The following is a 13,028-nucleotide window of genomic DNA, read 5'->3' as shown; positions in this document are numbered from 1 at the left end:
GAGTATATCTTGCAATGGCAATTGATAATTGACGCAAGTTAACCTTTTTACTAAACAATGATAGCCAAAGAAAATAATACATTGGCTACTAATGCCAGTTTTACCACTCCAGCCATCAATGGGGCAATAGCTAAACTGTCTTTCGCACGATTGAGTGCGCGTAAATGCAATGCACTCGGTATTAAAATAGCAACCGTAAGCAATAAGCTCAATGGGTTACAGTGACTGTTTAGTACAAAGGCAAAATAGGACAGCCAAGCTAAAGAGATTAATAGTGCGTGATATAGCTTAGCTTTACCTAAACCTAAACGAACCGCCACGGTTGTTTTGCCGTGTGTTTGGTCGTTATCAAGATCGCGCATATTGTTGATGTTGAGAACGGCTACTGCTAGTAATCCGGTGGCTGTGGCGGGTAGCAATAAATCAGCGGTGATACTGAGTGCGTGTAGGTAATAGGTTCCGCCCACTCCCAGTAGCCCAAAAAAGACATAAACGGCTAAATCACCCAGCCCCATATACCCGTAAGGTCGTTTACCTACGGTATAAGCAATGGCGCAGAATATAGCTAAAACGCCTAAGCCAAGGAAGATACCTATATCTACTATGGTGGTTAATGATGATAGAATTAGCGCCAATCCTGAGAGTAAACTCAGGAGCGAACACACAATCATTGCTATCTTCATTTGCGTAGGACTTATCTCGCCCGACTGTATCGCTCTAGTAGGCCCCAATCTATCTTGATTATCAGTTCCTTGTTGAGAGTCACCATAATCATTGGCAAGGTTTGATAAAATTTGCAATAGAGTCGCGGTCAGCAAAGCAAGCAGACTGACGCTCCATGAAAAATGCTGATGGGTATAGGCCAAGCAACTTCCGGTTACGATGGAAGTTAGAGCCAGGGGTAATGTTTTAGGTCGAGCGGCTGATAACCAATGAGAAGCAGACAAAGTAATATAGCTTTTTACGTTAAAATGACAGTGATTGAGTATAGCAAATCTATTTTCCATTTGATCAAATTACAATGGCCTAAGTAAGGTATTGAGAAGCAAAATGAAAACAAAGCAAAGAATTGTGTATGGAGCGCTAGAATTATTCAACCAACATGGTGAGCGCAACATCACGACCAATCATATCTCAGAACACCTTGGAATTAGTCCCGGCAATCTTTATTACCATTACTCAAACAAACAAGAGATTATCCGCGCCATCTTCAAAGACTACACTTCAGAGTTACTGGATAGATTCCGCCCTTATGAAAGCCAAGAGCAAAGCTTAGTGCTGTTGAAGCATTATGTGAATTCCACCTTTTCCTTGATGTGGAAATACCGGTTTTTCTATGCCAACCTTGCCGATATCGTCAGTCGAGATGCACAGCTACACAGTGCCTACTGCCAAGTTCAAGAGAAGTTGCGTATCAACTTAGTGGCGATTGTAGAGTCTTTTCGTGCGCTGAACCTGATTGTGGTTGAACCGGATAACATGCCTCGTTTTGTGACTAATTTGCACTTTATTGCTAATGGTTGGCTAGGTTATCAATCGGCGATGAATGCCAATCAAAAGGTGACTGAGTCGATGATTATGCAAGGAATGTTGCAGATATTGGCTATGGTAAAGCCTGTGGCAACTCAATTGGGTCGAGAGCAGTTACTGCTGCTTGAAGAAGGGTTACAAATGACCTGTACAGCCGAAGCTGAGTAATACCAATCGTACTAAATAACTGGTCATTTTAACTGCGCTAGTTCTGATCACTTACTTAGTGTGATTGGCATAAAACAAAAAAGGAGCGCAAGCTCCTTTTTTAATGTCTTCATACAAAGGTTAGATTAGCGCTTGTGAGCGTAGGCGGTACCTAAGCGAGTGGTGGCTTCTCGTTGCATGCTTGAGTCAAACTCGATGGCATCTTTCGGGAACAAATTAATCACCGTAGAGCCCAATTTAAAGCGACCCATTTCTTCGCCTTTCTTGAAGTGAATGGCTTTTTCACCTTCGGTTGGGTAATCCCAACGATATACCGTATTACCACGTGGCGGTGTGACGGTTCCAGCCCAAGTCAGTTCGATACTACCCACAATAGTGGCACCGACTAATACCTGCGCCATAGGGCCAAATTCAGTATCGAAAATACACACCACACGTTCATTTCGTGCAAATAGATTTTCGACGTTTTCGGCGGTTAATGGATTCACTGAGAACAGATCACCCGGTACATAGATCATTTGTTTCAATGTGCCGTCGCATGGCATGTGCACGCGGTGGTAGTCACTTGGTGAAAGGTACAAGGTAGCAAAACTGCCGTCCGCAAAAGCCTCGGCTAATTGATGATCGCCACCTAGCAGTTCACGAGCAGAATAGTCGTGGTTTTTAGCTTGAATCAATTTGCCATCTTCAATCGGGCCGAATTGACTTACGCAAGCGTCAGCAGGGTGGGTAATGACACTCTCGCCTTCAGCGATAGGTCTTAGTCCCGGCTTTAATTCACGCACGAAAAAGTCGTTAAAAGTGGCGAAGTGAGCAGGATCTGAGTGCAATGCCTCATCCATGTTAATTTTGTATTGCTTGATGAAGCCACGAATAATCGACGTGGTTACTACGCCAAGTTTCGCAGATGCTAGCTTTCCAACTAGGCGGGTAAGGCCATGTTGTGGCATCCAGTATTGGGCACCGACTTTGATTTTATCAATCACAATAAGGTCCATTATTCCTAAATTGGGGCAGAATGTTACTTAAACTAAGGCTATTTGTCTAAGTAAACTACTGATCCAGTTTCTTATTTTTTGAGTATTGGCGGTTAGCTTTATTTTCCACCATGCTTTCAATAATTCGTTGGTAATTTTCAAAGCGATTAGGATGTATTTTACCATCGCTAATGGCTTGTTGTAGCGCACAACCGGGGTCATCGGCATGTTTACAGTCGCGGAATTTACATAAGCCTAAAAACTCTCGAAACTCCACAAACGCAGTGGTCACTTCATCGGCTTCAAGATGCCACAGGCCAAACTCACGCACTCCTGGGGAATCAATTAAATCACCGCCAGCAGGGAAGTGGTACAAACGCGCTGCGGTCGTCGTGTGTTGACCTAGGCCAGAGTTACTTGAAATAAGACCTTCTTCAACGTCTAATTCAGGCATTAATGCATTGACTAAGCTCGACTTACCTACACCGGATTGCCCAACAAAAATGTTAATTTTACCTGCCAATTCAGCTTCTAACGCTTCAATACCTTCTTTTGTTTCCTTGCTGACCAACAATACTTTATAGCCAATATCACTATAAATTTTTAATTGTTCTTTCAGGATAGGTAATTGTTCATCAGTGGCTAAATCAATTTTATTGAGCACTAATAACGGCGCAATGCTTAACGTCTCAGAGGCCACTAAATAACGGTCGATAATAGACAGTGACAACTCAGGCAGTACCGATGATACGATCACCATCTGCTCAACGTTGGCTGCGACAGGTTTTAAGCCATCGTAGTAGTCAGGTCTGGTGAGCATAGAGGTTCTGGGCTCTACCGCTTCAACAACGCCAGAAATACCGGCCATAGACTCTAATCCGATGCGCCAAAGCACGCGATCACCAGAGACTAAACTTTCGATACCACGACGTAAGTTACAGCGATGAATTTCACCTGTCTCAGTGTCCTCAATATCAGCATGTTGCCCAAATCGAGTGATGACCAAGCCTTTTTTGGTTTCACCGAGCATTTGCTCATCCCATTGAACAGAGTTGTCTTGTTGCAGTCGCTTTTTCTGATTTCCGCGTACACGACGTACTTGTCCTTTGGTTAGCTTTTTCTTTTTAGCCATGTATTCTTTAGTGTCCGGTTGGCTTTCTATAATTGACGGGTATGATATACCTAATTGACCTCAAGATGCGAGATTAAGCAGTATCTGCTCACAATTAAGCGAATCTATTTTTTGCATTTCAGTAAGACTACTGAGGTTTCCTTTACCACAATAATAGGCAATTTAATCCATGGTGTTGAACGATAAAAATTTGATTTGGGTTGATCTTGAAATGACAGGGCTTGATCCTGAAACTCATAAAGTCATCGAGATCGCCTCTATCGTAACGGATAGTGAACTCAATATTTTAGCTGAAGGGCCAGTGATTGCCATTCATCAGTCTGATGCAGAACTGGCGAAAATGGACGATTGGTGCACCAATACCCACACCAACAGTGGTTTAGTTGAACGCGTTAAAAACAGCGATATCAACGAAGATCAAGCTGTAGCGTTGACGATTGAATTCCTAGAACAATGGGTACCCAAAGGCGCGTCACCGATTTGTGGTAACAGCATTGGGCAAGACCGACGCTTCTTATACAAACACATGCCAGAGCTAGAGCAGTACTTCCACTATCGTTATGTGGATGTCAGCACCTTAAAAGAACTGACTCGTCGCTGGAAACCCGAAGTTTTAGAGGGCTTTACGAAACAAGGCGTGCACCTTGCGTTGGATGATATTCGTGAGTCTATAGCAGAGCTTCGTTACTACAGAAAGACAATCATGAATATCTAGTGTGATTATTTTTTGCGCACTTAAAGCAAAAGTACAAAGAAAAGTAAAATTAAGGCTTGCATCACAGAAATAACCTCTTATAATTCGCACCCCTAAACGAATTAAACACGTTTACGAAGCGACACTAGCTCAGTTGGTAGAGCGCAACCTTGCCAAGGTTGAGGTCACGAGTTCGAACCTCGTGTGTCGCTCCAAATTTCTCTTCTCTTTTAAGAGAGTGAAAGTAAGTCTTCATCGTACTTAACGGTGACACAATACGGACGCGGGGTGGAGCAGCTTGGTAGCTCGTCGGGCTCATAACCCGAAGGTCGTTGGTTCAAATCCAGCCCCCGCAACCAAATTTAGACAATTTGATGGTTTGTTTATAGCAATCAGATAGTCACGGAATGCGACACTAGCTCAGTTGGTAGAGCGCAACCTTGCCAAGGTTGAGGTCACGAGTTCGAACCTCGTGTGTCGCTCCAAATTTTCTTATCTTGCTTATTAAGCAGAGAGTAGAAGGCAGTTTTCATCGTACTCAACGGTGACACAATACGGACGCGGGGTGGAGCAGCTTGGTAGCTCGTCGGGCTCATAACCCGAAGGTCGTTGGTTCAAATCCAGCCCCCGCAACCAAATTTAGACAATTTGATAGTTTCATAACATCAGATAGTCACGGAATGCGACACTAGCTCAGTTGGTAGAGCGCAACCTTGCCAAGGTTGAGGTCACGAGTTCGAACCTCGTGTGTCGCTCCAAATTTTCTCTTCTCTTGCTTGTTAAGCAGAGAGTAGAAGGCAGTTTTCATCGTACTCAACGATGACACAATACGGACGCGGGGTGGAGCAGCTTGGTAGCTCGTCGGGCTCATAACCCGAAGGTCGTTGGTTCAAATCCAGCCCCCGCAACCAAATTTAGACAATTTGATAGTTTCATAACATCAGATAGTCACGGAATGCGACACTAGCTCAGTTGGTAGAGCGCAACCTTGCCAAGGTTGAGGTCACGAGTTCGAACCTCGTGTGTCGCTCCAAACTCTCTTCAAAGTTTCCATTGTACTTAACGATGGCACAATATGGACGCGGGGTGGAGCAGCTTGGTAGCTCGTCGGGCTCATAACCCGAAGGTCGTTGGTTCAAATCCAGCCCCCGCAACCAAATTCAGACAATTTGATGGTTTATTTACAACAATCAGATAGTCACGGAATGCGACACTAGCTCAGTTGGTAGAGCGCAACCTTGCCAAGGTTGAGGTCACGAGTTCGAACCTCGTGTGTCGCTCCAAATTCCCTCTTCTCCTTATCTTTTTAAATAATTGAGTAGAGATATAGTCTTTATCGTACTTTAACGGTAATACAATACGGACGCGGGGTGGAGCAGCTTGGTAGCTCGTCGGGCTCATAACCCGAAGGTCGTTGGTTCAAATCCAGCCCCCGCAACCAATTTAGACACTTAAAACCATGTGTAATTTAAGGTCTATACCTGCTCTATAACACTACGTTAGCCTTCCTTGTTATTACTTCCTTATAAAACGTTAGTATTTACAGTGTTTATCACATTCAATTAAGAATTAACGCACAGACTTATCCACAAAAACCAATCTGTGGATAACTTGGTTGATAAAAATATTACACACACTTTTTTTAAGATCTTTTGTCAAGATCTAATCTTGAAAGTATCTAATCCTAGCTAGCGGCTATTGGTTTAAGTTATTGAAATAAAACGATAAAGCTCAGTATATGTCGATCTATGCAATATAGAAATTCGATCTTTAATGTTGTTTTATTTGATCTTTATCATATTTCGTGTCTGTGTTTAACTTTAGACATTGCTTAAACGAGGCTTGCTTTATTTTCTTTTTCCACATTAGTCACCGACTTATGACATTTCGCTAAGTTTGCACCTTATTCTGTTTTTATAAGGGAGTATTTGCGTAGGTTTATGGGGATTTATTCTGAGGGATAGGGCTTAGCCAATATCTCATGCCTGTAGGGGATTATAGGCTGGCATCAATCTCTACTATTTAAGCATCTCGTGGTAGCCCTTTTTGTACTATTCTAATCAGTCGCTGTTGTTTTTTGGATGTGAACTCACTTTGTGAATTGAGGCGTTCAATCGCGTAGTTGATATGATGATCAAGCACGTCACCCATACCTAATTTACTTTCCAATGCTGAGATGGTTTCGGCAGAATAATTGCCGTTTCCCATAGCGATGGATAAATTTCTTAGCCATTGCAGGTAGCCAATACGACGAATAGCCGAGCCTTCAAAGTTTTTTAAGAATTCCGCCTCACTCCATGCAAATAAAGACAGCAGGTTGCTATCTTCGATACTTTCTCGGCGATGGAAATCAGTTTGCTCAGTAATGCTGGCAAATCGGTTAAACGGGCAGACTAACTGGCAGTCATCACAGCCGTAAATTCTGTTTCCCATGGCATCGGATAGTTCGCTATCAATAATGCCGTCATACTCGATAGTCAGATACGAGATGCATCGTCTAGCATCAACAGTGCCTTCTTCGACAATAGCGCCTGTTGGGCAACTGGTAATGCAGGAGCGGCATTTGCCACATTGATTCTCTACCGGTTCATCAATGGGTAGAGGCAAACCAATCAGCAGTTCCCCAAGGAAGAACCAAGATCCTGTATCATCGTTTAACAGTAGCGAGTGTTTTCCTGTCCAGCCTAATCCGGCTTTTTCGGCCAATGGCCGCTCCATTACAGGGGCAGAATCCACAAAGGGGCGGTAATTGAGTTCACCAAGTTCTTGTTCAATTTTTTGAGCCAAGTTCTTTAGTTTATTTCTCATTAGCTTGTGATAATCTCGACCTAAAGCATAGCGGCTGATATAAGCCTCTGTAGAGTCACTGAGATTGCTAGCAAAGCGAGCTTCAGGAGGAAGGTAATCCAATCGCACACTGATCACTCGAAGAGTGCCAGGGTGTAATCTGTCAGGATATAGACGTTTATCTACATTACGCTCCATCCATTCCATATTGCCGTTATAACCCTTCTCCAACCATTGAGTTAAAGCTTGTTCACTTTTAGACAGATCAAGATCGGTAATCCCGACTTTTTGAAAGCCGAGCTCATTGCCCCAAAGTTTGATTTGTTCTGCTAAATGGTGAAGATTCATGGATGACGTCAATTAAAGGAATATCCCTCTATTTTAGCGAATAAAAGGGCTAACAGGTAACACCGACAGTGCATCCTTTGTCGTTATAAATGGAATTTATTTGTTCATCGTCTCTCAAACAGGCGGGTTTACTCGACAAAACGCGCTCAGTAGAGATAATTAGAGCATTATTTATAAAATTAACCGAAGACTAACCTTTTATGACCCAGAAGCATTTCTCTCTTCAAGATGAGCACGATACGGTAAAACTTGGGGCAAAACTCTCAGCCCTATGCTCTGAGCAGACTACCATTTACTTACATGGCGACCTTGGTGCAGGTAAAACTACATTTAGCCGTGGGTTTATTCAGTCTATGGGTCATCAAGGAAATGTAAAAAGCCCGACTTATACACTGGTTGAGCCGTATGATTTACAACAATGGCAAGTGTATCACTTTGATCTTTACCGCCTAGCCGATCCTGAAGAGCTAGAATTTATGGGGATTCGTGATTATTTTACGCCTGATGCTATCTGTTTGGTTGAATGGCCAGAAAAAGGTGCAGGTCTACTGCCTGAGGCTGATTTGGAACTTGATATTCGCTATCAAGGTACAGGACGAGTAGCGACTGTTACTGCAAACAGTGAAAACGGATTAACACTGATGAAAAAGCTGGAGCTAAATTGATTAAGAATTCAGTATGGGCGTTTACGTTGCTCTTTATTTCCTCTTTGTTTGCCACAGTGCAAGCCAATGAAATTAAAGACATTCGTATCTCGACGACCAGTAAGGAAACAAAAGCGGTTATTGATCTCACTAAAGCCGCTGATTACAGCTTTTTTACCCTAGGCAGCCCTGAACGCATTGTGGTGGATATCAAAAACGCCACTAATAGTGCCAAACTACCTAAGTCGGTTACTAAAAGTCCTCTGTTGAGCAAGGTAAGAGTCAGCTCTCCTCCAAATAAAAAGACCGTGCGCTTGGTGTTTGAGTTGAAAGGTAAAGTCTCGCCAAATGTGTTTAAGTTAAAACCGGGCAGTGGTTTTGGACACAGGTTAGTGGTGGATATACCATTAAATGGTCAACAGATAGCATTACAATCAACAGCCAAACCTAAACCTGTTGTTGTAACTAAAGCTAGTATTCCGTATCGCAAAGAAGTCTTGATTGTTATCGATCCGGGTCATGGTGGTAAAGATCCTGGCTCTATTGGTCCCAGCAAAAAATACGAAAAGCACGTGACTTTAAGTATTGCGAAGAAGCTAGCCGCGCAATTAAATGCTGTGCCCGGTATCAGAACAAAATTAACCCGTACTGGTAACTACTATGTGCCACTCGATCAGCGTGTGGCGATTGCCGATAAATATAAAGCGCACTTATTTATCTCTATTCATGCGGATGCTTTCACTTCACCACGCCCGAGAGGCGCATCGGTTTTCTTCTTAAACGACCGTCGTAGAAATACGGAAATTTCCCGCTGGGTAGAAAATCAAGAACGTCAGTCACGCAAGCTAGGTGGCACATCGACGGTGACTAACCCAGATAGAATCGTAAACCATACCTTATTGGATTTGCAATTTACTATATCGAAACGCGAAGGTGAAAAACTAGCGACTGAGATTTTGGGGGAGCTGAAAAAGGTCGCTCGACTGCATAAAGATAAACCAAGTGAAGCGAGTTTGGCGGTATTACGTTCGCCACAAATTCCATCGGTTTTGGTTGAAACTGGTTTTATTTCTAATCCAGCTGAAGAGAAACTGCTGTTCCAACGTTCATACCAAGATAAGTTAGCCAGTTCGATAACTCGTGCGGTAGTGACTTACTTAAAAGAGAACCCGCCAGAGGGTACTGGCTTTGATAAGTCCGTTCCTCATCATCACGGGGAGTATGTTGTTCAGCGTGGTGACTTCTTATCTAAGATTGCGAAAAATCACAATGTTTCAGTCAGCGCCATTAAAGCGGCTAATAATCTGAAAAGTGATACGGTAAAAGTAGGGCAAAAGCTCACTATTCCGGGAGCAAAAACGACGCCGACAACGCGCTTAAATACGGTTGAAACTAAATCTATTACCCACGTGGTGAGGTCCGGAGAGTACCTAGGCAAGATCGCCAAGCAGTACAAGGTTTCTGTGGCGGCCATTCAGCGTGAGAACAAATTAAAATCCAGCAAAGTACATGTTGGGCAAAAGCTGAAAATAACAGTGGCAGTGAAAGATGCTCCGATTCGTAAGCATAAAGTTCAGCGAGGTGAGTTCTTAGGTAAGATTGCCTCTAAATATGGTGTATCGGTCAGTAGCATTCGCAGTGCTAACAAACTCCGCTCTGATGAACTTGCCATTGGGCAAGTGCTGATTATTCCAAACCGATGAGTGAAATAAAAATCCTGCCAGCACGACTGGCAAACCAAATAGCCGCAGGAGAGGTGGTTGAAAGACCCGCTTCTGTGGTGAAAGAGCTAGTCGAAAACAGCATAGATGCTGGTGCCACTCGTATTGATATCGATATTGAGAAAGGCGGCAGTAAGCTAATTCGTATTCGAGACAATGGCAAGGGCATCATTAAAGATGAACTGCAATTGGCTTTAAGCCGACATGCCACCTCAAAGATCACTAGCCTAGATGACCTTGAAGCAATCATGAGCTTAGGGTTTCGCGGAGAAGCACTTGCCAGTATTAGCTCGGTATCTCGCTTAACGTTAACTTCGCGCACAGCAACGCAAGAACAGGCTTGGTCAGCGTATTCTGAAGGGCGTGATATGCAGGTCAAACTGCAACCGACCGCGCATCCTATTGGCACTTCGGTTGAAGTGTTAGATCTGTTTTTTAATACCCCTGCCAGACGCAAATTTCTGCGTACCGAAAAAACAGAATTTACCCATATTGAAGATCTATTAAAGCGCATCGCGTTAAGCTGTTTTCATGTCACGATCAACCTTAGACATAATGGCAAGCTGGTTAAACAATACCGCGCGGCCAAAACCGATCGTCAAATAGAACAACGCGTGCAGTCAGTGTGCGGCAAGAATTTTGCCGATAACATGCTTAAAGTAGAACTGCAGCACCAAGATTTAAAACTGTATGGTTGGATAACCACGCCATTGGCAGCTCGCTCACAAGGTGATTTACAATATTGCTACGTCAATGGACGTATGATGCGCGATAAGTTAATCAACCATGCTATTCGTCAAAGCTACGAGCACACTTTAAGACCCGATCAATATGCCGCTTATGTGCTGTTTATCGAGATAGACGCCTATCAGGTGGATGTGAATGTACATCCGGCTAAACATGAAGTGCGTTTCCATCAAGGGCGTGTGGTGCATGATTTTATCTACCAAGCTTTGGTGGATGCATTAGCTCAATCACAGCAGTTGGTTTCACAAGAAAGACGTGAGAGCGCTTATGCTACTCCTCATCCGGTTGTGGACAGCGATGAAATCCAGCCTGCTAGTACCTCTGGTGCTAGCGCTACAGAAGCAAGCCTTTCACAAAATGAAGCGCAAGCAATACAGCAGTCTCCGGCTTATCCAAATAAAGCACCGCAACCAAATTCTGGCTCTGGCTCAAGTTACAATGCTGGAGTGAATGGGCAGAGTGCGACTAAGAGAAGCGCTCCGCGACCTGAAAAATCGCAAGTCAGTGAAAGAGAGGCCAGAGTTTATCAACAGCTGATGACGGTAGATAAAGCCGACTCATCTCAATCTGATTTAGCGACGCAAAGCGTCACTCAAAGTGCCAGTATTGCATCATCAAAGATGGCAAGTGAGCCGAACACTGTCGGCACGGCTAGCCTTGCGCTGCCTAAATCGGTGACGCAACTTGGCAAAGCACTGACGGTTGTCAACGAACGCTACTTACTCATTAATACCAATGCAGGCTGCGCCTTGTTGTCATTGGCCAGAGCTGAAATTTTGAAACTGCGTGCTCAGTTGTCCGTAGAACAAAGACAACTCGTAAAACAGCCCCTATTGATACCGCTGGCATTAAAAGTCAGCAGTGAAGATATTGAGCAGTTAAAACAGATTCAACCTATGCTACAACGCTTTGCTATCCAGCTGATGTTTAAAGCGGGATCAAAAGTGATGATCATGGCGGTTCCTCAACCTTTAAGACAACACAATTTACAGCAACTTTTTTCTCAATTACTGACTCAGTTAAGCCGTGGCCAAGCCATGTCGTTTGAACAATTAAGCTTATGGCTTGCTTCTCAAGTGGCAGAGCAAAATAAGGTCTACACTTTATCTGAAGCTGTGCAGTTATTGTCCGATCTAGAAGGTGCATCATTGCAAGGTCTAGACTTACAAGATACTCAACTTATTCAATTAGTGGATTTTTCCACACCAATTAAAGCGCTATTACATGAATGATAAATTGCCTTTGGCTATATTTTTAATGGGCCCAACGGCTTCAGGGAAAACTGAATTGGCGATTCGTTTACGTCGCCGCTTTCCTATTGAGCTGATCAGTGTCGACTCAGCCCTAGTGTACAAAGGGATGGACATAGGCACAGCAAAGCCTTCAGCCGAAGAGCAGGCAGCCGCACCACATCGTCTGATTGATATTATCGACCCTTCACAAGCGTATTCTGCGGCAGATTTTCGCCGTGATGCCTTACAGCTCATGCAAGAGATCACCGCACAAGGCAAAATTCCTATGTTGGTCGGTGGAACTATGTTGTATTACAAAGCTCTATTAGAAGGGCTTTCGCCATTGCCGGCGGCAGACCAAGCCATTCGCGCTCAAATTGAGCAACAAGCGCAAGAGAAAGGTTGGCAAGCCTTACATGATGAACTCAGAGAGATTGATCCTGTATCGGCGGAGCGTATTCACCCCAATGATCCACAGCGTTTATCACGCGCATTAGAAGTGTATCGAATTACCGGAAAGTCTTTAACTGAGCTGACTCAGCAAAAAGGCGAGCCAATTCCATACAATGTGAAGCAGTTTGCAATAGCGCCTCAAGAGCGTTCTGAATTGCACCGTAGAATCGAACTTCGCTATGAAAACATGGTGCAAGCAGGCTTTGAAGACGAAGTGAGAGCCTTGCATCAACGCACTGATTTACATGCAGAACTTCCCGCAATTCGTTGCGTGGGCTATCGTCAAATGTGGGGATACCTTGAAGGTGAATACAGTTTTGATGAAGCAATATTTAAGGGGATTTGTGCCACTAGACAGCTAGCGAAACGCCAAATTACTTGGCTTCGTAGTTGGGATGACTTAACTTGGCTTGATAGTCTAAATATCGATCAAGGAGTAGAAACTATCGCAAATGTCATAGCATCTAATTGAATTTGCTGTGTATAATATGATCGTTTTGCATAAACAATACCTCTACACGGAATGTAGTAATTTTTGAGGTATTGCATGGTTTAGCTAGGATGCGCAAGCAGTACAATTTTTCTACTGTCACTT

General features: G+C 43.7%; 10 protein-coding genes and 10 tRNA genes. 16 read left to right on the top strand and 4 right to left on the bottom strand.

What is annotated here, in order from left to right; genetic code table 11:
• Window positions 1–50 precede the first annotated feature (50 nt).
• Window positions 51–953 (bottom strand): 1,4-dihydroxy-2-naphthoate polyprenyltransferase, encoded by a 903-nt coding sequence (locus tag OCU38_RS11550; protein WP_390625260.1) that lies wholly within the window; start codon window positions 951–953, stop codon window positions 51–53.
• Between the two features lie 97 nt (window positions 954–1,050).
• On the opposite strand from OCU38_RS11550, the gene OCU38_RS11545 reads away from it, so the two are divergent.
• Window positions 1,051–1,698: a TetR/AcrR family transcriptional regulator gene (locus OCU38_RS11545; protein ID WP_261823156.1), complete on the top strand. Its 648-nt coding sequence runs from the start codon at window positions 1,051–1,053 to the stop codon at window positions 1,696–1,698.
• Window positions 1,699–1,823: 125 nt separating this feature from the next.
• On the opposite strand, the gene asd is transcribed toward OCU38_RS11545, so the two are convergent.
• Window positions 1,824–2,681: an archaetidylserine decarboxylase gene (gene asd / locus OCU38_RS11540; RefSeq protein WP_261824283.1), complete on the bottom strand. Its 858-nt coding sequence runs from the start codon at window positions 2,679–2,681 to the stop codon at window positions 1,824–1,826.
• A 70-nt stretch (window positions 2,682–2,751) separates the two neighbouring features.
• Window positions 2,752–3,807, bottom strand: coding sequence for a small ribosomal subunit biogenesis GTPase RsgA (rsgA, locus tag OCU38_RS11535; protein ID WP_261823155.1), 1,056 nt, complete (start codon window positions 3,805–3,807; stop codon window positions 2,752–2,754).
• Window positions 3,808–3,976: 169 nt separating this feature from the next.
• Between rsgA and orn the strand changes: the two genes are divergently transcribed.
• From orn to OCU38_RS11480, 11 genes are all read left to right on the top strand, one after another.
• Window positions 3,977–4,522 carry an oligoribonuclease gene (gene orn / locus OCU38_RS11530; RefSeq protein WP_261823154.1) on the top strand — a complete coding sequence of 182 codons (546 nt, stop codon included), beginning with the start codon at window positions 3,977–3,979 and terminating at the stop codon, window positions 4,520–4,522.
• Window positions 4,523–4,640: 118 nt separating this feature from the next.
• Window positions 4,641–4,716: transfer RNA gene (locus OCU38_RS11525), tRNA-Gly, on the top strand.
• A gap of 67 nt (window positions 4,717–4,783) precedes the next feature.
• A tRNA-Met gene (locus tag OCU38_RS11520) sits at window positions 4,784–4,860 on the top strand.
• Window positions 4,861–4,910: 50 nt separating this feature from the next.
• Window positions 4,911–4,986 (top strand) — tRNA-Gly (locus OCU38_RS11515).
• Window positions 4,987–5,060: 74 nt separating this feature from the next.
• Window positions 5,061–5,137 (top strand) — tRNA-Met (locus OCU38_RS11510).
• Window positions 5,138–5,183: 46 nt separating this feature from the next.
• Window positions 5,184–5,259: transfer RNA gene (locus OCU38_RS11505), tRNA-Gly, on the top strand.
• Between the two features lie 76 nt (window positions 5,260–5,335).
• Window positions 5,336–5,412, top strand: a tRNA-Met gene (locus tag OCU38_RS11500).
• A 46-nt stretch (window positions 5,413–5,458) separates the two neighbouring features.
• Window positions 5,459–5,534, top strand: a tRNA-Gly gene (locus OCU38_RS11495).
• A gap of 47 nt (window positions 5,535–5,581) precedes the next feature.
• Window positions 5,582–5,658, top strand: a tRNA-Met gene (locus OCU38_RS11490).
• 50 nt (window positions 5,659–5,708) lie between these two features.
• A tRNA-Gly gene (locus tag OCU38_RS11485) sits at window positions 5,709–5,784 on the top strand.
• 81 nt (window positions 5,785–5,865) lie between these two features.
• A tRNA-Met gene (locus OCU38_RS11480) sits at window positions 5,866–5,942 on the top strand.
• Between the two features lie 581 nt (window positions 5,943–6,523).
• On the opposite strand, the gene queG is transcribed toward OCU38_RS11480, so the two are convergent.
• Window positions 6,524–7,636, bottom strand: coding sequence for a tRNA epoxyqueuosine(34) reductase QueG (gene queG / locus OCU38_RS11475; RefSeq protein ID WP_261823153.1), 1,113 nt, complete (start codon window positions 7,634–7,636; stop codon window positions 6,524–6,526).
• Between the two features lie 200 nt (window positions 7,637–7,836).
• Between queG and tsaE the strand changes: the two genes are divergently transcribed.
• The 4 genes from tsaE to miaA are packed head-to-tail and all read left to right on the top strand — an operon-like array spanning window position 7,837 to window position 12,905.
• Entirely contained in the window at window positions 7,837–8,301 is a 465-nt protein-coding gene (gene tsaE / locus OCU38_RS11470; protein ID WP_261823152.1) for a tRNA (adenosine(37)-N6)-threonylcarbamoyltransferase complex ATPase subunit type 1 TsaE, read from the top strand.
• Window positions 8,298–9,983: an N-acetylmuramoyl-L-alanine amidase gene (locus tag OCU38_RS11465; RefSeq protein WP_261823151.1), complete on the top strand. Its 1,686-nt coding sequence runs from the start codon at window positions 8,298–8,300 to the stop codon at window positions 9,981–9,983. The genes tsaE and OCU38_RS11465 overlap by 4 nt, the downstream gene beginning before the upstream one ends.
• Window positions 9,980–11,980: a DNA mismatch repair endonuclease MutL gene (mutL, locus tag OCU38_RS11460; protein WP_261823150.1), complete on the top strand. Its 2,001-nt coding sequence runs from the start codon at window positions 9,980–9,982 to the stop codon at window positions 11,978–11,980. The genes OCU38_RS11465 and mutL overlap by 4 nt, the downstream gene beginning before the upstream one ends.
• Complete coding sequence (gene miaA, locus OCU38_RS11455; RefSeq protein ID WP_261823149.1) at window positions 11,973–12,905, top strand: tRNA (adenosine(37)-N6)-dimethylallyltransferase MiaA; 933 nt, start codon at window positions 11,973–11,975, stop codon at window positions 12,903–12,905. The genes mutL and miaA overlap by 8 nt, the downstream gene beginning before the upstream one ends.
• The last annotated feature ends 123 nt before the right edge of the window (window positions 12,906–13,028 follow it).

This window comes from Vibrio neonatus (genome assembly GCF_024346975.1).
Classification (GTDB): Bacteria; Pseudomonadota; Gammaproteobacteria; order Enterobacterales; family Vibrionaceae; genus Vibrio; species Vibrio neonatus.
This window is presented reverse-complemented; position numbering and strand designations above follow the sequence as displayed.